At 54.3% G+C, this 19,142-nt stretch carries 19 protein-coding genes and 1 tRNA gene; 5 read left to right on the top strand and 15 right to left on the bottom strand.

The genetic code is table 11. The features are described from left to right. Positions 1 to 48: 48 nt before the first annotated feature. Positions 49 to 1,773 carry a putative bifunctional diguanylate cyclase/phosphodiesterase gene (locus MRBBS_RS02155; RefSeq protein ID WP_014869793.1) on the bottom strand — a complete coding sequence of 575 codons (1,725 nt, stop codon included), beginning with the start codon at positions 1,771 to 1,773 and terminating at the stop codon, positions 49 to 51. Between the two features lie 162 nt (positions 1,774 to 1,935). On the opposite strand from MRBBS_RS02155, the gene rep reads away from it, so the two are divergent. Next, the gene (rep, locus tag MRBBS_RS02150; RefSeq protein WP_014869792.1) at positions 1,936 to 3,954 is read left to right on the top strand and encodes a DNA helicase Rep; all 2,019 of its coding nucleotides are present in this window, start codon (positions 1,936 to 1,938) and stop codon (positions 3,952 to 3,954) included. A 44-nt stretch (positions 3,955 to 3,998) separates the two neighbouring features. Here the strand turns inward: rep and MRBBS_RS02145 are convergent, their stop codons facing one another. After that, positions 3,999 to 4,412, bottom strand: a complete 414-nt coding sequence (locus MRBBS_RS02145; protein ID WP_014869791.1) for a c-type cytochrome — start codon at positions 4,410 to 4,412, stop codon at positions 3,999 to 4,001. Between the two features lie 198 nt (positions 4,413 to 4,610). On the opposite strand from MRBBS_RS02145, the gene MRBBS_RS02140 reads away from it, so the two are divergent. Beyond that, positions 4,611 to 4,946 (top strand): hypothetical protein, encoded by a 336-nt coding sequence (locus MRBBS_RS02140; protein WP_041635033.1) that lies wholly within the window; start codon positions 4,611 to 4,613, stop codon positions 4,944 to 4,946. Positions 4,947 to 5,004: 58 nt separating this feature from the next. After that, positions 5,005 to 6,162, top strand: coding sequence for a phospholipase A (locus tag MRBBS_RS02135; protein ID WP_014869788.1), 1,158 nt, complete (start codon positions 5,005 to 5,007; stop codon positions 6,160 to 6,162). A gap of 108 nt (positions 6,163 to 6,270) precedes the next feature. On the opposite strand, the gene MRBBS_RS02130 is transcribed toward MRBBS_RS02135, so the two are convergent. From MRBBS_RS02130 to MRBBS_RS02075, 12 genes are all read right to left on the bottom strand, one after another. Further along, complete coding sequence (locus MRBBS_RS02130) at positions 6,271 to 7,626, bottom strand: phosphomannomutase/phosphoglucomutase (protein ID WP_014869787.1); 1,356 nt, start codon at positions 7,624 to 7,626, stop codon at positions 6,271 to 6,273. A 9-nt stretch (positions 7,627 to 7,635) separates the two neighbouring features. Next, entirely contained in the window at positions 7,636 to 8,112 is a 477-nt protein-coding gene (gene bfr, locus MRBBS_RS02125) for a bacterioferritin (protein ID WP_014869786.1), read from the bottom strand. Positions 8,113 to 8,205: 93 nt separating this feature from the next. After that, positions 8,206 to 8,412 (bottom strand): bacterioferritin-associated ferredoxin, encoded by a 207-nt coding sequence (locus MRBBS_RS02120; protein ID WP_014869785.1) that lies wholly within the window; start codon positions 8,410 to 8,412, stop codon positions 8,206 to 8,208. Positions 8,413 to 8,488: 76 nt separating this feature from the next. Then, a complete protein-coding gene (pepQ, locus tag MRBBS_RS02115; protein ID WP_014869784.1) occupies positions 8,489 to 9,793 on the bottom strand; it encodes a Xaa-Pro dipeptidase in 1,305 nt (434 codons plus the stop codon). Continuing rightward, positions 9,783 to 10,700, bottom strand: a complete 918-nt coding sequence (locus tag MRBBS_RS02110) for a LysR family transcriptional regulator (RefSeq protein WP_187290768.1) — start codon at positions 10,698 to 10,700, stop codon at positions 9,783 to 9,785. The genes pepQ and MRBBS_RS02110 overlap by 11 nt, the downstream gene beginning before the upstream one ends. Before the next feature lie 73 nt (positions 10,701 to 10,773). After that, the gene (locus MRBBS_RS02105) at positions 10,774 to 11,787 is read right to left on the bottom strand and encodes an ABC transporter ATP-binding protein (protein WP_014869782.1); all 1,014 of its coding nucleotides are present in this window, start codon (positions 11,785 to 11,787) and stop codon (positions 10,774 to 10,776) included. Continuing rightward, on the bottom strand, positions 11,784 to 12,782 hold the full coding sequence (locus MRBBS_RS02100) for an ABC transporter ATP-binding protein (protein WP_014869781.1): 999 nt from the start codon (positions 12,780 to 12,782) through the stop codon (positions 11,784 to 11,786). The genes MRBBS_RS02105 and MRBBS_RS02100 overlap by 4 nt, the downstream gene beginning before the upstream one ends. A 4-nt stretch (positions 12,783 to 12,786) precedes the next feature. Further along, a complete protein-coding gene (locus MRBBS_RS02095) occupies positions 12,787 to 13,719 on the bottom strand; it encodes an ABC transporter permease (RefSeq protein WP_014869780.1) in 933 nt (310 codons plus the stop codon). Beyond that, positions 13,716 to 14,765 carry an ABC transporter permease gene (locus MRBBS_RS02090; RefSeq protein ID WP_014869779.1) on the bottom strand — a complete coding sequence of 350 codons (1,050 nt, stop codon included), beginning with the start codon at positions 14,763 to 14,765 and terminating at the stop codon, positions 13,716 to 13,718. The genes MRBBS_RS02095 and MRBBS_RS02090 overlap by 4 nt, the downstream gene beginning before the upstream one ends. A 113-nt stretch (positions 14,766 to 14,878) precedes the next feature. Continuing rightward, the gene (locus MRBBS_RS02085; protein ID WP_014869778.1) at positions 14,879 to 16,441 is read right to left on the bottom strand and encodes an ABC transporter substrate-binding protein; all 1,563 of its coding nucleotides are present in this window, start codon (positions 16,439 to 16,441) and stop codon (positions 14,879 to 14,881) included. 178 nt (positions 16,442 to 16,619) lie between these two features. Continuing rightward, a complete protein-coding gene (locus tag MRBBS_RS02080; RefSeq protein WP_014869777.1) occupies positions 16,620 to 17,351 on the bottom strand; it encodes an LrgB family protein in 732 nt (243 codons plus the stop codon). Continuing rightward, entirely contained in the window at positions 17,344 to 17,712 is a 369-nt protein-coding gene (locus tag MRBBS_RS02075; RefSeq protein ID WP_014869776.1) for a CidA/LrgA family protein, read from the bottom strand. The genes MRBBS_RS02080 and MRBBS_RS02075 overlap by 8 nt, the downstream gene beginning before the upstream one ends. A 103-nt stretch (positions 17,713 to 17,815) precedes the next feature. Here MRBBS_RS02075 and MRBBS_RS02070 point away from each other — a divergent pair, with 103 nt between their 5' ends. Beyond that, entirely contained in the window at positions 17,816 to 18,352 is a 537-nt protein-coding gene (locus MRBBS_RS02070) for a YaeQ family protein (protein WP_014869775.1), read from the top strand. 134 nt (positions 18,353 to 18,486) lie between these two features. Further along, a tRNA-Arg gene (locus MRBBS_RS02065) sits at positions 18,487 to 18,563 on the top strand. Positions 18,564 to 18,768: 205 nt separating this feature from the next. Here the strand turns inward: MRBBS_RS02065 and MRBBS_RS02060 are convergent. After that, positions 18,769 to 19,080: a M48 family metallopeptidase gene (locus MRBBS_RS02060; protein WP_083846980.1), complete on the bottom strand. Its 312-nt coding sequence runs from the start codon at positions 19,078 to 19,080 to the stop codon at positions 18,769 to 18,771. Positions 19,081 to 19,142 lie beyond the last annotated feature (62 nt).

Raw genomic sequence — 19,142 nt, 5'->3', positions numbered from 1 at the left:
AATCACGTTCGCTGACAAACAAGGTGGCAAAGGTACAGCGGCACAGGATTACAGGCAAGCAGACTGTCTCTGATTACGAAGGAACGGTACCAACTTGCCCCAAGGCATCGGCCGGGCAAAATAGTAACCCTGTACGTGGTCGCAGTTCAGTTGCCGTAAAAACTCCATCTGTGCGTAGGTTTCCACGCCCTCTGCTACTACGTTCATATCAAGGCTATGGGCCAAGCTGATAATAGCTCGAATAATGTGTTCGGAATCCACAGATTCGCCCAACCCTTGGACAAAAGATTTGTCGATTTTTACCAGGGCAATGGGGAAATGTTGAAGATTACTGAGCGATGAAAAGCCGGTGCCAAAGTCATCCAGAGCGAAGCTGACCCCCAGTTCGTTTAACTCCCGCAGGCATTGCCGGGCGTATTCTGGGTCGTGCATCATCGCGCTTTCGGTAAGCTCCAATTCGAGCAAGCTGGTATCGATATTCGCGTTATAAATAATTCGAAAAATAGTCTCGGTCATCTTGCGGTCGTGAAACTGGCGAAATGACAGATTCACCGCCAGCACTAGCTCCGCAAAACCTAGATCGGCCAATTCACGCAGCCGCTGGCAGGCCTGATCAATCACCCAGTAGCCGATAGGAACGATCAGCCCGCTGCGCTCAGCCAACGGAATAAATTCATCCGGCATAACCATGCCAAGGCGCGGGTGGTTCCAGCGCAGCAGACACTCCACGCCGCGAACGTCGCCGGTGGCCAGCTCTACCCTGGGCTGGTAGTAAAGTTCCAGATCACCAGCGCGCAGAGCCGTGCGTAAATCCGCTTCCATCTCCAGTTGCTTGCCAGCTGAAATGTGAAGCTGCTGATCGTAAAAGCGGAAGCTGGTGCCGTCGTCCTGCTTAGCCTCAAACATGGCCCGGTTGGCTTGGCGCAGCAAATTCTCCGCATCGTTACCTGCTTCAGGATAGGTGGCCACACCAATGCTTGCGTTGACGTTGACCGGGCACCCGTCCAGAACAATGACGTCTTCCATCACTAAATCAATCTTGCGAACCACACGGCTGATGTCCGCAAGATCTTCCACGTGCTCGATGATAATGGCCAACTCGTCGCCGCCAATACGCAGTATGGAATCTGAGCACTGCAGAACCTGGCGAATGCCCGCAACCAGCTTTAGCATGAGCTCATCGCCCTGATGATAACCAAAGTTTTCATTAATGCTGCGGAATTTATCGATGTTCAGGTGCAACAGTGCCAGACGCTGGCCCAGGCTTTCTGCGTGCTGCAACGCCAGGCTCAAGTTTGAAAAAAACAATTTTCGGTTGATCTGTCCGCCGGAATCAACACCTGTACTCTCGGCCTCAAAGGACATCTCGGATCGCACTAACGCCGCTTTTACCGCGCGCCGCAATTGCCAACCGTCCAGCTGTTGGCGGCATAAATAATCTGCGGCTCCCGCCGCAGTCATAGTTGCACTCTGGTTTGCCGGCAGGTCAGCGCCCATAACGACTAAGGGCTTATCGCCGCAAGCCTGAACAAGATGAATTAACCAGGCATTCATGTCACCGTTGTGCAGCTGACAGTCCCATAGCAGCACGTTAAACGGGTTGTCGGCCATAGCACGCTCGAAGCTTGCAGTGTCTGCACACCAGGCAGTACTCATAGCCAAGTCATCGCTGGCCACTAGCAGGCTATTTAACCACAGGAAATCGCGATAATCCGGAGTTAGCACCAACAAGCGAATGCGAGGCTGATCAAAAAAAGCGATAGGCGATACCATCTACGGATCCATGCGTTTGTAAGATTCTCTACACCAATGCGCAGTCATTCAAGCCATACACTTCACTAACAATAGCTGACTTTCCGGTAGGGTGCCGATTACCTAGGTGCTGTAGAATAATCACAATATTAATGCACTTTGCAACCAGGCTGCTGTGACGCCGTGACGAAACTCAATAAAAGACAAAGCGAAGCCGTGCGCTATGCAGACGGCCCCATGCTGGTACTGGCTGGTGCCGGCAGCGGTAAAACCAGCGTCATTACCCGCAAAATTGCGTTTCTGATTGAACAGCTGGGCATTCCTGGCCGGCACATTGCGGCCGTGACCTTCACCAACAAAGCCGCACGAGAGATGAAAGAGCGTGTTGGCCGCATCATCGATCGAAAGCTAACCCGTGGATTAACCGTTTCCACCTTTCATAACCTGGGCCTGAACATAATCCGCGAAGAACATGACCACCTGGGTTATCACCCCGGGTTTTCCATTTTTGATGCCGAAGACGCCAAAGCCCTGATACAGGATTTAATGCTGACTCATGGCAGCACCGACGCTGGTGATGAACTGAACCCGGTACAGATGACCATCTCTTCGTGGAAAAACGCCATGCAGACACCTGCCGAGGTACTGAGCAAGGCTGCAGACGAGCGTGAGCAGAGAATCGCTATCATTTATGGTTACTATAATGAGTACCTGAAAGCATACAACGCCGTTGACTTCGATGACCTGATTTTGCTGCCAGTGATGCTGTTTCGCCAGCACCCGGACGTGCTGGCGAAATGGCAGCGTAAAATTCGTTACATGCTGGTGGATGAGTACCAAGACACCAATGTGTGCCAATACGAGCTTGTTAAGCTTTTAGTGGCAGGGCGCGCCGCTTTTACCGTAGTGGGTGATGATGACCAGTCCATTTACGCCTGGCGCGGAGCGCGACCGGAGAACCTGGCACAGCTGGAACAGGATTTCCCCAGCCTGAAAGTGGTTAAGCTGGAGCAGAATTACCGCTCAACAAGCCGCATACTGCGTGCCGCCAACACGGTGATTGCCAATAACCCACACGCCTTTGAAAAAGTGCTGTGGAGCGATCACGCCATTGGCGAAGAAATCCGCATTATCCGTTGCCGCAATGAAGAAGCAGAAACCGAGCGTGTAGCCACCGAAATACTCGATCAGAAGCTGAAGCAGGGCCTGGGATTCAAAGATTTTGCGGTGCTTTACCGGGGCAACCATCAGGCCCGACTGCTGGAAGTGAAGCTACAGGCCTATCAAATTCCTTATCGCATCTCCGGCGGCCAATCGTTTTTTGCCAAAAGTGAAATCAAAGACGCCATGGCGTATTTGCGCTTGCTGATCAATCCCACTGACGACGCCGCGTTTTTACGGGTGGTTAACGTGCCCCGCCGTGAGATTGGCCCACGCACACTCGAGCAGTTGAGCCACTACGCTCGCGCTCGCAACGTCAGCCTGTTCAAGGCGCTGGGCGATATGGGTGCGCAAAGCCACGTGACAGACAAGGGTTTGGAGCGCCTGCGTCGCTTCGCCCACTGGGTAGATGCTACCTGCAAAAGGTTACACAGCGATGACCCTGTGCAGGTCATCAAGCAGCTGTTTACCGATATAGAGTACGAGGAATGGCTGCTCCAGCATTCGAGCTCTCCCAAACAGGCGCAGCGGCGCATGGAGAATATCTGGTATCTGGTAGATTCCATCCAGCGCATGCTTGACGATGGCAAAGGCACCGCAGACGAAATTGGCGTGGAAGACGCCGTTACCAAGCTGATCCTGCGGGACATGATGGAACAGCGCGAAGAAGAAGACGACAGCGACAAAGTTCAGCTGCTAACTCTGCACGCCTCCAAAGGCCTGGAGTTTCCCCATGTGTTCATCATCGGCCTGGAAGAAGAAATTTTGCCGCACCGGATGAGCATTGAAGAAGAAAACATCGAGGAAGAACGGCGGCTGATGTACGTGGGTATTACCCGAGCGCGGGAAACGCTGACCCTAACCTATGCCGCGTCTCGCCGGCAATACGGCGAAAAAATGGAGACCATTCCAAGCCGTTTTCTAGACGAACTGCCCGAGGATGATGTGCGCTGGTTGGGTTTGGGGGAAGCAGACGTAGAAGTAAATCAAAAGAAAGGAAGAGCAACGCTCAACGCCCTGCTAGGAGACTTGGGCGCCTGACACTGGGCAGTCCGCATTGGCGAACAACCCAGTTTTGCGCAGTGTTACTTGCTCTCTGCCACTAGATATTCAACAGCGGCTGCAATTTCTTCATCCGGGCAGCTGGCACAGCCACCTTTAGCTGGCATGGCGTTATAGCCATTGATAGCGTGGGAGATCAGCGTATCTAAGCCCTGCTCGACACGCGGCGCCCAGGAACTGGCATCACCAATCACCGGCGCACCGGCTGCACCCGTGGTGTGGCATGCCAGACAAACGGCACCATAAACCTCAGAGCCAGAGCGAGGGCCAGCACTGACTGCAACCGTTGGAGCTGCGGCTGCGCCACAATCGTCGCCCTGCAAGCAGATACTGCCTACCGGCTGGATACGGGACAGAATTTCGTCCTCAAAATTTGCCATAGCGGCGCCGGCTGTTAGACCAAAACCAAGCAGAACAGCGACCAGAATTCTCTTCATCTTCACAATGCACCTCGCATTCAAGCGTTATAATAATAAGTCGCCGCATTATAGCGGCTGTACCTTGGCAAAAAAACCAACACGCAGACTGATACATCAATTTCAGCATCATTTGTTGCCATTTGGCAAATCACAAGACCTGTCGCACCGTTATGGTTACCATACGCTCTCGGCCCGTTTATCGCTCAGGAATTCGCCATGAAAGATCCCGGTCACTCTTCCAACCGCTTACGCAAGCCGCTCTTAATTCTAGAGTTTACTGCGCTAGCTACACTACTGGGTTCTATGATCTGGTTTGGTTCCAGTACGCCGCCGGGGGAAGTTCTGGCGCCCGCCTGGTTGCTGATACCGGCTGTGGCCAGCCTGCTGGTTTTCACCAGTTTTATTGGCTTGATGTACCTACGTTGGGTAGTTGCCGCCGGCGCAGAGCGGCAAAATCGCCATAAACTGATTTTCGCATTAATGGCATTGACCATGTCCAGCGTGTGGTTATACGGTATAGCAAATACTTGGATCAGCCTGAACGCCCCGTAAAACCTCACCATTTACACGCCGCTTTTCTTCCGTTAAGGGTCAAAGAGACATTACCAACATGCTATTCACTTCTGCGTTAACAATTATCCGGCAGCGACGCCACGTGTTGGCAACGGCAATATCCGCCGCATTGTACACTTTGGCCTGGGCGCCTGCGGCCGGTGCCCAAACCGACGCTGAGCCCATAGCGGGTCAGCCTCTGTCCGCCCAAGACTGCGCACTGATTCGCGATGGGTTGCAGCGCCTGGCCTGTTTCGATGAGGTTTACCAGCCTGATCTAGCCCGCGACAACGCCAGCACCGAGCAACGGCAGCGGATAGAAAGCGCTACCGAAGCACTGCCGCCAATCAAGCGGAACATAAAAGGAGGACTGAATAGCCCCGGGGCAGACGACGAAACCGCCGTGATGTCGTCGATTCTGGACCGCTACCTGGAAGCAGAAGAGGCCCTGTTTTCGTTCTCTGGCAGTTTTATTCGCCACCGCCCAAATTACATTTTGCCAGTCACCTGGTCCGACCACCCAAATCAGGCACCTACAAGTCCGCGCCTGGGCGTGACCGGCTACGATTACGACCTTAAGCAGGAAGAAGCCAAGTACCAGATCAGCTTCAAAGTTCCGCTATTCACCGGCCTTATGGATAAACGCACTACCCTTTGGTTCGGCTACACCCAGAAGTCTTTCTGGCAGCTTTACAATCAGGATGAGTCCGCGCCGTTTCGTGAAACCAACTACGAGCCTGAACTATTCCTGCGCTACCAACCCGATTGGAACATTGGGCCAGGCCGCCTGGATACGTTGTATGTGGGCATTAACCACCAGTCAAACGGTCAGGCCGAGCCGCGCTCGCGCAGTTGGAACCGCATTGTTGGCATGGGAACTTACACTTACAAGCGCTGGCTGTTCATGGTGAAACCTTGGATACGCTTGCCAGAGGGCAGCACCGACGACAACAACGATATTGAAAGCTATCTGGGCCATGGCAGTTACCACGCAGTTTACAAGCTGACGGAAGACCGCACCTTCTCATTGAAGCTGCTGAACAACCTGCGCATCTCAGACAACAGAACCTCGGTGGAGTTTGGCTATAGCTTCCCCATCGGCGAGGCCATCAAAGGCTTCGTGCATTATTACAACGGTTACGGTGAGAGCCTAATTGACTACAACGAGCGCATTCAGAGGGTCGGCGTGGGAATTATGCTGAACGACTGGCTTTAATCGTTAGCGCAGCGCCAAGGCTGGAAGCCTAAAGAAGCAAAAAGCCCTCCAGATTTGATCGTCTGGCAGGGCCTTGCACTGATTACAAAGAACAAGTCACCATCACGTTTACAGAGCGTTCAAACGCTCCATTTCCACCAGCAGTTCGTCGGTTTTCTCTCGCATCAACGGTATATCGCCACGGGACTCCACATTCAGCCTTACCACCGGTTCGGTGTTGGACATCCGCAGGTTAAAGCGCCAATCATCGTATTCCACACTCACGCCGTCGACGTGGCTCACGCTTTTTGCATCAGCGCCGTATTTTGCTTCGATGGCAGCAATGACGGTAGCGGGGTCTGCGATCGTGCGGTTAATCTCGCCGCTGGCCGGGTAGGCTTCAATACGGGCATCGATCAACGATGACAGCGTACAACCAGCCTGGCACAAACGCTCGGCCACGAGCAGCCATGGAATCATCCCGCTGTCGCAATAAGCAAAATCCCGGAAATAATGGTGGGCACTCATTTCACCGCCGTACACCGCATCTTCATCGCGCATACGCTGCTTGATGAAGGCATGGCCAGTTTTGCTTTCGACGGCAACTCCGCCAGCAGCGGCAACCAGATCCAACGTGTTCCAGATCAGACGCGGGTCGTGAATCACCTTACCCGGGCCGGTCTTGCGCAGAAACTGATCGGCCAGCAGGCCAACAATGTAATAGCCTTCAATAAAGCGGCCATTTTCATCAAAGAAAAAACAGCGATCGTAATCACCGTCCCAGGCGATGCCCATAGCAGCGCCACTGGCTTTTACCGCATCTGCGGTGGCTGCGCGATTTTCTTCCAGTATGGGGTTGGGAACACCGTTGGGAAAGTGGCCGTCTGGGTTGTGGTGTACTTTCAAAAACTCGAACGGCAGGTGCGCCTCAAGCTCATCAATCACCAGCCCGGCACCGCCGTTACCAGCATTGACGACCAATTTCAGCGGTTTCAGATCTGCACCGTTGATATAGCCCAGAAGGTGATCGATATAGGCGCTCATGGTTTCCAGGGTTTGGTAACGGCCCTGATCGTGGGCATCCGCAAACGGTTCCAAAACGCGGTCGCGGATGTCGTTCAGGCCATTGTCTGAACTGATCGGCCGCGATTCTGGCCCCACCATTTTCATGCCATTGTGGTCACGGGGGTTATGGCTGGCGGTTACCATAATGCCGCCATCCATGTCGTAATGGCTGGTGGCAAAGTACACCATTTCGGTACCGCACAGGCCAATGTCGTACACGTCTGCACCCGCGGCCATTAAACCCGAGCACAATGCCTCGCTGATCTCGCGGCTGGACAAGCGAATGTCATAGCCGACAATGATTTTTTTCGCACCGGTTACTTCCACATAGGCACGGCCAATAAGCTCCGCCAGCTTAGGGTTCAGCTGGTCTGGAACACGGCCACGAAGGTCATACGCTTTAAAGCAGGACAGATCCATTGTCGACATTTACTCCGCTGCGGCAGACTGTAACTGGATGTAGTTTTGAATGCCCATCTGACTGATCATTTCCAGCTGGGTTTCCAGCCAGTCGATGTGCTCTTCTTCACTGTCCAGAATGCTGCGGAACAACTCGCGGCTGGTGTAGTCCTGAACAGACTCGCTGTGAACGATGGCATCTTTCAGATCTTTATGGGCAAGATGTTCTATTTTCAGATCGCTTTCGATCATTTCCTGAACGTGTTCACCAATCATCAGCTTGTTCAGATCTTGCAGGTTCGGCAGGCCGTCCAGAAACAGGATGCGCTCGATCAGCTGATCGGCGTGTTTCATTTCGTCAATAGACTCTTCGTACTCTTTAGCGGCAAGCTTGGCGATACCCCAGTCTTTGTACATGCGTGAGTGCAAAAAATACTGATTGATGGCCGTCAGCTCGTTGCCCAACACTTTGTTTAAAAACTGAATAACCTGTTTATCGCCTTTCATAGCGCTTCCCCTAAAGATTTTAATCACGTTAGGTAAGAATAGCGCGTTATGGCAAAAGTTAAAATCGCTGGAATGACAAACCTGGCCGGGCAATCAAACCGGGTGGGCCAGCATACCCGCCAGAGCCATATAACTCGGAGAGCTGTAATCGCGGAGGATTTCGCGGGCGGTTGGTGCACAGCGGCCGCACTGCGTGCCCACGCCCAGCTCTTCACCCAACTGGCGCATGGACGTTACACCGTTGTCCGCTGCGGCACGGATATCACGATCGGTTACGCCGTGGCAAAGGCAGACATACATAGGGCTCTCACTTACGCAATTAAATGTTAGTGATAATTATTAACATTCCGATCTTAAAGTTCAAGCCCTTTGGATATTAATTTTCAGTCAATCTGCTCAAGTTTCGCGCACCCGTCTCGGTAACCAGCACGTTGTCTTCCAGCCGCACACCCCCGCAGCCCTTCAGCTCGCCCAGTATCGCGGTATTGATATACTGCGCCAATGGTCCTTTTAGCAAGGGTTCCAGCAGCGAAGGGATAAAATACAGACCTGGTTCGATGGTCAGTACCATGCCGGCTTCCAACGTTCGTGTCAGGCGTAAAAACGGCGCTTCCGCTGGCGACGGTTCAGGTTTCCCGGCCACATCGTGCACCTGTATGCCCAGAAAATGGCCGATTCCGTGGGGGAAAAACACCCGGGTGATACCCTGCTCTACCATGGCTTCATCGCTGATATCGCTGACCAGCCCACTGGCACTGAGCAGCGCAGCGACACCGGAGTGAGCCTTGCGGTGAATGGCCAGGTACTCAACACCCGGTGCAACCATGTTGCACAAGTGTTCGCGCAACAGGTCCATACCTTTTACCAGTGCTGCGAACCGGCCTTCGCCCGCGGCCGCGTAGGTACGCGTAATATCTGAGCAATAACCGCGGTAGCGCACACCTGCATCCATCAACAGGCTGCGGGACTGCGCCGGTGCCGTGGTGTCGTAATACTGGTAATGAAGAGTACCGGCGTGTTCGTTCAAGCCGATAATACTGTGATAAGGCGCCTCTGTTTCACGCTGCAAGGTCGCCTGCTGATACGCCAGGTTGATCTTAAATTCACTGTCGCCATCGGCGAACGCAGCGGCGGCAGCCTGGTGACCTGCCAGAGCAATATTATTGGCACGGGTCAAGCAGGCCACTTCATAGTCGGTTTTGTGCATGCGGGTTTCATCCAGAGCCACCGTCAACGCCACCGGATTATGATCACCCGGCACGCCCGCAAGCAGGGCTGGATCACCCAAAACGGCCAGCCCTTCACCCTGACCAGTCTCGGCCGGCAATGGCGGCAGAGCCCGGTTGGCAGTGTAGCGAATGTCCATAGCCTGCTGCCAGGGTTCGCTTGGCAGCTGTAAAGTCGCGTGCCAGAAATCCACCGGCTGATACAGCCACAGCACCGGCGTTGTATCTGCCTGAATCAGCAGCCAAGCGTGCTCGTAACCGGTCAGGCCGGTCCAGTGCAGGAACGGGCCAAAGCCCTGGAAAGGCGCGCCCTGATCGTCGCCGTAGCGCACGGGTGTTGCGCCGGCGCTGATCAACAGAGCGCTGTAGCCATGGTTCGCCAGCGCTCGCTGATAGCGCTGCTGCAACTCGGCAATGTGGTCAGGTTGCAAGGCCAGAACTTGGTTATCGGTCATATTGAGTTTCCAATGTGTTCCAGAGTGTATTGAATTCCTGGCTACGGGGTTGGCTTAGGCGCAGCAATCGAATTTCCAGTGTTACGTCCCAGCGCTCATCGCCGGCGCGCACCAGGCTGCCAGATTCTTCGCTTTTTTGTGCCATGCGCTGGGGCAGCCAGCCCATGCCAAAGCCCTTCTCTACCAAGGCTTTCACGCTGGCCGACTGGGCGTTTTCATTCAGCGGTAATAGATTGGCAGTGGTCTTCTGCCGCGCCAGATGGGTGGTAATGGCGGGCTGTAAAAAACCCCGAGGGTGGTAAGCAATCAGCGGCACCGGCTGCGCAGCGCTGCCCGGCAGAGCAAAACGCGGGACGCCCTGTTCGTCGCCAACGCTCAACGGTATCAGCGCCTCCTTTGACAGGGTCAGGGAGCGGTAGGCGCTGCTGTTGAGCCGCTCACGCCAGGGCAGGTCTTCATGCCAGTAACACAGCACCAGATCGCAGTCGCCGTTGTCGAGCGCATCCAGAAATTGCTCGCCTATCCAGTTGGTGGCCTTCAGATTCAGTTGCAGTCGCTCGGCTACCCCGGCCTGTTGCGCCCAGGTCTGGTAAAAGTGGGAGAACAGGCCCTGGGTAGAACCCACACTGATGCGGGCACTGGCATCGGATTCAAGGTGTTTTACCCGCTCGTGGGTGTCGCGAACGTCGCGGGTAACCCGCGCGCACAGCTCGGCAAAAACCTCACCCGCAGGAGTCAGCGACAGTGGCAACGTCTGGCGGTTGACCAAGGTTGCACCCATGGCGTCTTCCAGCAGGCGAATACGCCGGCTGAAGGTAGGCTGGCTGACGTGTTGAAGCTCAGCCGCACGGGAAAAATGGCGGGTGCGGGCCAGCGCCATAAAATCTTCCATCCAGCGTACTTCCATTACCCCCCCACGGCTTCGCGGACCATTGGCTTTGGATCAAAGACGCCATGATAACGCATCGGCTACTGGGTTTTCACAAACGGCCTTCTTCGACCCCGTGGCAGGCCACTTGACCACCGTCATCTGTGGCAAACAATTCCGGGATTTCCTGGCGGCAGCGATCATTAGCGTAGGGGCAACGGCCATGGAATACGCAGCCCGACGGCAAATTGACCGGCGTAGGCACTTCGCCCTGCAGGCGAATGTAATTGGGCCGGCCGTCTTCCAGCCGCGGTATCGCAGACAGCAATGCCTGGGTGTAAGGGTGCCGCGGGGCGGCAAACAACGCTCTGGTAGGCGCCAGTTCACACACCCGGCCCAGATACATCACCGCCACACGGGTGCCAAAGTGCTCCACCACCGCCAAATCGTGGGTGATGAACAGATAGGTCAGATTGCGCGATTCCTGAGCGTCCATCATCAGATTCAGCACTTGCGCCTGAATAGACACATCCAGCGCCGAAATGGGCTCGTCCGCCACAATAAACTCCGGGTCTACCGCCAAGGCGCGGGCTATGGCAATCCGCTGGCGCTGGCCGCCGGAGAACTCGTGGCCGAAGCGGCTGCCCCAATCCGGATCAATACCCACCGATTGCATTACCTCCTGTACTTTATTAAGCACGTCGGCTTTGCTCCACTCGGGATGATGGAAGTGAATGGGTTCTTCCAGAGTTTGCTGAATGGTCATCCGCGGGTTCAGCGAGGCGTAAGGGTTCTGGAAAATCATCTGCATTTTACGGCGGTACGGCAGCAGCGCTTTGCCTTCCAGCGTATCGATGCGCTTGCCTTCATAGTGCACTTCACCAGCGGTGGGCGACAGCAAGCCCATAATAGTGCGAGCAACCGTAGACTTGCCGCAGCCAGACTCGCCTACAACGCACAGGGCTTCGCCTTTGAACACCTGCAGGTTCACGCCGTTGATGGCGTGCACCGCTTCCTGTTTGCGCTGAAAGCGTCCGTTTTTGAAGCTGACCTGCTCCAGAAAGCTACCTGACAGGTCGAATTTCTTTTCCAGTCCGCGAATATCAACCAACGGCGAGGCACTCATGGGGTCACCTCCCGGGCTTGCTGTTCTTGTGCAATCAAACGTTCCACCTCATAGCAGGCCACATCTACATTACCGGCCCGCACATACTCGGGCATGGTGCTGCGGCACTCATCGGTCGCGAATGAGCAGCGCGGGTTGAACGGGCACCCGCTGGGTACATTCTTCAACGACGGCATGGCACCGGGAATCTGAAACAGCCTCGCACCGGGCTCGCCCATTTGCGGCAGTGCGTTTATCAGCCCCTGAGTGTAAGGATGCTGGGCATCGTTAATAATTTCGCGGGTCGGCCCCTGCTCGATGATACGGCCGGAGTACATCACCAGCATGCGCTGGGACACCTGGGACACCACGCCCAAGTCATGGGTAATCAGCATCAGCGCAACGTTTTCCTGTTCGCACAGATCCAGCAGCAGAGCCATAATTTCCGCTTGAATGGTCACATCCAGAGCGGTGGTGGGTTCGTCGGCAATAATAATTTCAGGGTCTAGCAGCAAGGCGATGGCAATAATCACCCGCTGGCGCATACCGCCAGACAGCTCATGGGGATATTGGTCCAGGCGCTTCTCGGGGGACGGAATCTGCACCTTACGCAGCTTGTCTACGGCAATGGCCCGCGCGTCTTTGGTGCTGATCCGGCGGTGAGCCTTTATGGCTTCCACCATCTGGGTACCAATGGTCAGTACCGGATTCAGGGTCATCATCGGGTCCTGAAAAATCATGGCGATGCGATTGCCGCGGATTTTCCGCAGTTCACGCTCACTCATGGCCGCCAGGTCTTTGCCTTCAAACAGAATCTGCCCGCCGGCAATGTAGCCCGGCTGCGCGATTAGATTGAGAATGGAAAATGCCGCCACGGATTTACCCGCGCCAGATTCGCCCACCAGGCCCAGCCGTTCGCCTTTGTCCAGCGAAAAGCTGATGCCCCGCAGGGCTGTCAAATCGCCACCGCGCACGGCAAAGCGAACATCCAGATTTTTTACTTCCAGCAATGCCATCGAATTATCCCTTGTACAGCCGTGGGTTCATTACATCGCGCAGCCAGTCGCCCAGAAGGTTGATCACCAGCACCAACACCACCAGCACCAGGCCGGGCAGCAGGGTGATCCACCAGGAACCGCTCTGAATGTAGTCGAAGCCGGATTTGATCAGCGAACCCAGTGAAGGCTGGGTCTCAGGCATACCCAGGCCAAGAAAAGACAGCGCCGCTTCAGAAATAATGGCGTTGGCAATTTGCACCGTACCGATCACGAAAATCGGCGAAAGAGTATTGGGCAGAATGTGGCGGAACATAATACGGTTGGTGCGAAAACCCATCACCTTGGCCGCGTCTACATATTCCTTTTTCTTCTCTGCCAGCACCGAAGCACGCACGGTACGGGCAATTTGCGGCCACTCGGCCACTCCGATGATAAAAATCAGCATATAAATGGCGATTTCACCAAACATCAGGCTTCCAAAGCTGGCCTTGAACACGGCGCCCACAATAATAGCCACCATCAAGGTAGAAAACGACAGCTGCACGTCGGCGATGCGCATCAGAATAGCGTCTACCCGACCACCCAAGTAGCCCGCCAGCAGGCCGAACATAATACCCAAAGCGGCTTGCAGAATGACCGCACCAAAACCAATCATCAACGACACCCGGGTGCCGTACAGAATGGTCGACAGCATATCCCGGCCCTGAGCGTCGGTGCCCAACGGGAAGGCCCCGTCGGCGCCGCTCATGCCAATCGGCGGCAACTCTGAGTTCATAATGTCGATCAGCGCCAGATCGTAGGGATCAGTCGGTGCTAACAAGGGTGCAAAAATCGCCGACAGAACCATCGCCAACAATACGATAAAGCTAGCAATGGCTACTTTGTCACGCTTAAAGCTGTACCAGAGGAAAGAGTCGCGGACGCGAGCCCAACGGGAGACAGTCGCGGTCATCATGCTTTTTTACCTGTCAGTTTTACAGTGGGGTTCACCAGGCCGTAGATCAGGTCCACAATCGTGTTGGTAATCACAAAAACCAGCCCCACCACCATCAGGTAGGCCACAATCAGCGGAATGTCGCTGCGGGTAATGGCTTCCAGAAACATCAGGCCCATGCCCGGCCACTGGAATACGGTTTCAGTAAGAATGGTGTAAGCGACCATGATGCCGAGCTGCACACCGCCGACCGTAATCACCGGCAGCATGGTGTTTTTCAAGGCGTGCAAAAAGTTGATGCGGCCGGAAGACAGCCCCTTGGCACGCGCGTAGCGAATGTAGTCGCTTTGCAGCACTTCCATCATTTCCGCACGAATCAGCCGGATAAACAGCGGCAGCATAATAGACGCCAAAGACACACAGGGCAGCACCAGGTGCAAAAGGCCGTCCCAGGAAAAAAATCCTGAATTCCAGGTACCGAAAAAATGGGTAAGCTCGTCGCCGCGGCCGTAAGACGGCAAACCGCCATCGGTAGACAGGGCGCCATTGAGCCAGGTGCCCCAACCGGTATCCGTTGGAAACATTTCAATCGTGACCCCAATCGAAAACAGCTGGATCAACACGATGGCGGTCAAGAACACCGGAATTGAAATACCCACAGTGCTGATGCCCATAAAAAATTTCGACAAAAATGCTTGTGGGCGAATGGCTGCGTAAACACCAATAGGCACCGAAAACACCAAAATGATCAAGCTGGCACCAATCACCAATTCCAGGGTAGCCGGAAGGTGTTCAGCAATAACCTGCAACGTAGGCTTGCCGTAGAAGTACGAAATGCCCAGATCTCCCTGCAGAGCATTACCGGCAAAGCGCGCATACTGCACGTAAATGGGGTCATTCAAACCCATGTCTTCACGTATGGCATCGCGCTCTTCCAGCGACACCGACATGCCCACAAGTTCCTGCAGCGGGTCACCCAGGCCGTCCTGAATGGCAAACGCGATCACGCTGATCACGAACATGACCAGAAATGCCTGGGAAATCCGTTGAACCAAAAACGCTAGCATGAAAAATGTCCGGATTAGGCGTCAATAAAAAAGCCGGTTACAGGCGCCCTTGGGAGAGTGGGTGCCCGCAACCGACCGGGTTTTACAGGTTGATCACGTGTGATTAGAGGCGGTTACTCGACCACTAGGTCTCCCAGGTACGGGAAGTTCATCACGTTCAGTATGGGTTCAAGTTTTACGTTCTTCTTTGAAGCCCAAGCCAGATCCTGCCAGTGCAGGGGGATGAACGCAGCATCGTCATACAGTTGCTTTTCTACGTCTTGCAGCATCGCAGCGCGTTTTTCACGATCGGTTTCCACATTGGCTTTTGCGACCAGCGCGTCAATTTCCGGATTGCAGTAGTTACCCGCGTTGTACTGGCCAGCGCCGGTATCGGCGTTCGGGCAGAAGGTCAGGAACTCGAAGAAGTTCGCAGAGTCTTCGGTATCGGCGTGCCAGCCAATCAGCATCATGTCACCTGAACGAGCATCAAATTCAGGCCAGTACTGAGCCTTGGGCAGGGTTTTCAAATCCACCGTGATGTTAATGCGCGCCAGCATGGCCGCAGCCGCCTGGGCAATCTTGTCGTCATTCACGTAGCGGTTGTTGGGCGACATCATGGTAATGGTAAAGCCGTCTTCGTAGCCGGCTTCCTTCATCAGTTCCTGCGCCTTTTTCACATCATAACGAGGCTTCAACGATTCGTTATGACCAGAATAGCCAGCCGGTGACATCTGCGCCGCAGGAGTTGCAAAGCCTTTCATGATTTTAGCCGCAATGCCTTCCTGGTTAATGGCGTAAGCCACCGCCTGACGCACTTTGGGGTTCTTGAAGGCCTCAACACGATCCTGGTTCATGTGGAACATGATGATGCGGGTACCGCTCATGGCCACCAGATCTGTGTCTTCGTCGCGCTTGATGCGTTCCAGATCGGTTGGCGGTACCGGAGCGATGAAATCCACACCACCAGACAACAACGCCGATACGCGGGTGTTGTTTTCTTTGATGGGCGTCAGCACGATTTTCTTCACGTTGCCGGGTGATGCTTCATCCCAATAATCGGCAAAGCGTTCAAACTCCATACGCACGCCCTGCTGACGCGACGTAACAATGTACGGGCCAGTGCCGGACAGGTTGCCAGACGCAAAGGAACTGCCATGTTTGGTAATGGCCGCTTTGCTCTGGCCATTTTCGGTCTCGCCGGAGTAGAACTTGCTGTCCATCGGAAAAATGTAAGTCGCGGTGTTCAGCAACAGCGGGTATGGCTCGGCGGTAACCAGTTCAAAGGTGTAGTCATCAATCACATTGATGCCGTTGAAAGGCGCGAAGATCGCTTTAAAATCAGAGCTTTGCTTCAAACGATCGTAGGTAAACACGACATCTTTGGTGGTTAGTTCATTACCGGAATGGAATTTAACGCCTTCGCGCAGCTTGAAACGCATGGTTTTGTCATCTATGCGCTCCCAACTTTCTGCCAGGCGGGCATCAAAACCCAGGTCTTTGTTCCAGCGTATCAGCGGGTCAAAGGTCATGTGGGACAGTTGCAGCATACCGCCAGACAACTGTTCATGGATGTCCAGGGTGACGGGATCGGCGTCGTAGGCCATTTTGAGTTCTTTCGTCGCTTCAGCAGACAGCGCTAAGGGCGCCGCGGCCAAAGCCATAGAGCCAACAAATGCGGTTAATAGCTTTCTCATCGCGTTTTCCGTTGCTGTTTTAAGAATTTTACGGACGAATCGGCGCCCAAAGGCACCAGATACCTTGTAGTAACCTAGTCAACACACAGCAAAACGGCAATTGAAATTGCGACATACCCCTATACGCAAGATGCATACAGGCGTTTGAATGGACCCATGGGTTGGCGTAAAAAGCCTGTCACCAGTTGAAAAGAACCGGCAGCAGCAACGCGGTAAACAGCCCTGTCAGGCTCATGCCCAATGAAGAAAAAGCACCTGCGGTACTGCTGATTTCAAACGCCCGCACGGTGCCAATGGCGTGGCCATTCAAGCCGAGTGCAAAACCGATCACCCGCTCATCCGTAATTTTCAACAGGCGGGTGGCGACCTCGACGCAAAAGGTGGTAAATACGCCCGTAATCAATAGAGCCGCCATCAACATCGGAACCGAGCTGCCAATGATGTCACCAATACCCAGCGCGATGGCTGCTGTAACCGATTTTGGTGCTAGCGACGCCATAACCGTTGGCGACGCACCCAGCGCCCAGGCAATGACCAGCGTGTACAGCACCGCCAGTGAGGCGGCTATAGGCAAGGTCAGAACGATAGGCCAGAACATGGCACGAATATGATGAATGTTTTGATACAGCGGCACGCCCAGCGCCACTGTAGCCGGGCCCAGCAGCAACATCAGCCAGTTCGCACCGTCGCGATAACTGTCTGGATCTAAGCCTAGCAGCGCAATCATGCCGGCCAGAATAGTGGCTGCGGGCACAACCGGTGGCAGCCACACCGGGCGGCCAATAGCAATGTACACACTGTTCGCTGCAAAAAATGCCAGTATAGTCATCGCGATGGCGAGCATCGGCGTGCCTGCCAGCACGTGAGACAGCGTTAGTAAACGCTCCCAAATCGTCAACGGGCTATTCATGATTGTTTGATCCAGAGGGCAGTTTGCGCGCCAGCACATTTAATAGAACCAAGGTGGTGACTACACTCAAAAAAGTGCCCACCAGCAAAGACACACTCACCGCCAGCCACTGACCGGTGAACTTGCCGGAGATGAAAAATATCTCTGTTAGGCCGGGCATAATCAGCAAAATAAGCACCGAGATCAGAGCCTGGCTGGCACTGGCCACAGCATTGCCCACGCCACCGGTCGCCATAAAATACAGCGTGAGCATCATCAGCCCCAGAATACCGCCGCTAATCGGCACTAAAAAAACCAGTCGCAGTGCTTCCCCTAGCAGGAAAAACAGCACCAGAATCAGAAAACCCCGTAATATCGACATAGGCGGCGCCCAGCTATTCCTTAAATGAATTACACTCGTCGCGCGCATTGTCACCCACGCACCGAAAGGGCGCAAACTGCCCCGCGATTACCACAGGAATCCCATGGCGCTCAAAGCTACCATTTTTAAAGCCACGCTGAATATTGCCGATATGGATCGCCATTACTATGCCGACCACCAGCTGACCCTGGCCCGCCACCCTTCAGAAAACGACGAACGCATGATGGTGCGGCTGCTGGCGTTTGCACTGAACGCCAGTGACCAACTGGAGTTCTCAAAAGGCCTGAGCACAGACGACGAGCCAGAACTGTGGCAAAAAAGCCTGAGCAACGAAATTGAACTTTGGATTGAACTGGGCCTGCCCGATGAAAGCCGCCTGCGCAAAGCCTGCAACCGCTCAAAACAGGTGATTCTATACACCTACGGCGGCCGCGGCGTGCCCATATGGTGGGACAAAAATAAAGCAAAACTGGCACGTTTTAACAACCTGACTTGCGTGAATCTGGACCCGGAAGCCACCGAACAACTGGCAGGCCTGGCACAGCGTGCCATGAGCCTTCAGGTAACCATTCAGGACGGCGAAGTGACCTTCAGTAATGAGCACGGGCTTGTAGCCCTAACGCCCGAGCGGTTCGCCTAGCGGAGCCAAGTTGGCTTCTTATTCAGGACCAAACCCGAAAATTAAGCGCCGCTGCCCGGCAAGGGCTGGACAGTCGCCCGCTGCAAACGTAAGATTACGCACTCGAAATTAGCGCGCAGCCGTTAAGCTCGTAAGCGCCCGTAGCTCAGCTGGATAGAGTACTGCCCTCCGAAGGCAGTGGTCACAGGTTCGAATCCTGTCGGGCGCGCCATATTTTTCAAGGCCTTACGTGAAAGCGTAGGGCCTTTTTATTTGGCTGTGCCCGAATTGTGTCCATGATTTTAAATCAACTTTTCTTCGCGCGGGGATTTTGACCTTTGCGCTGATGCGGACACACTGCGGATTGGACACAGTATTCCCCGTAGATACTCATGCTAACAGTCGAAACTAAACGCCAGATGAGCACTCTTTAAAAATCAATAAATCAAATCATTGTGAGCCAGCGGCATCTTATTTAGCAGGCTCCGGCGCTCTCGCCAGTCTGGCAAATGCTTATCCATGTAGGCCTTAAACCGCTCGTTATGCCTGCGCTCCAGTAAGTGAATCAACTCATGTACCAGTCTGTATTCAAGGCATTCTAGCGGCTTTTTAGCGAACTCCAGGTTCAACCAAATACGCTTTGCTTGCGCATTGAAGCTGCCCCGCTTGGTTTTCATATTCTTTACGCCCCAACTATTGGGTGTAACACCAATTTTTTCTTCCCAGGGATGCAACGGTAATTCCCCCATTTTTAGAGGGAGTGCATTCGACCGGTCACGACAACACCTCCGTTTTTAGGGGGGATTACCGC

This window comes from Marinobacter sp. BSs20148, from assembly GCF_000283275.1.
Lineage (GTDB): Bacteria > Pseudomonadota > Gammaproteobacteria > Pseudomonadales > Oleiphilaceae > Marinobacter > Marinobacter psychrophilus.
This window is presented reverse-complemented; position numbering and strand designations above follow the sequence as displayed.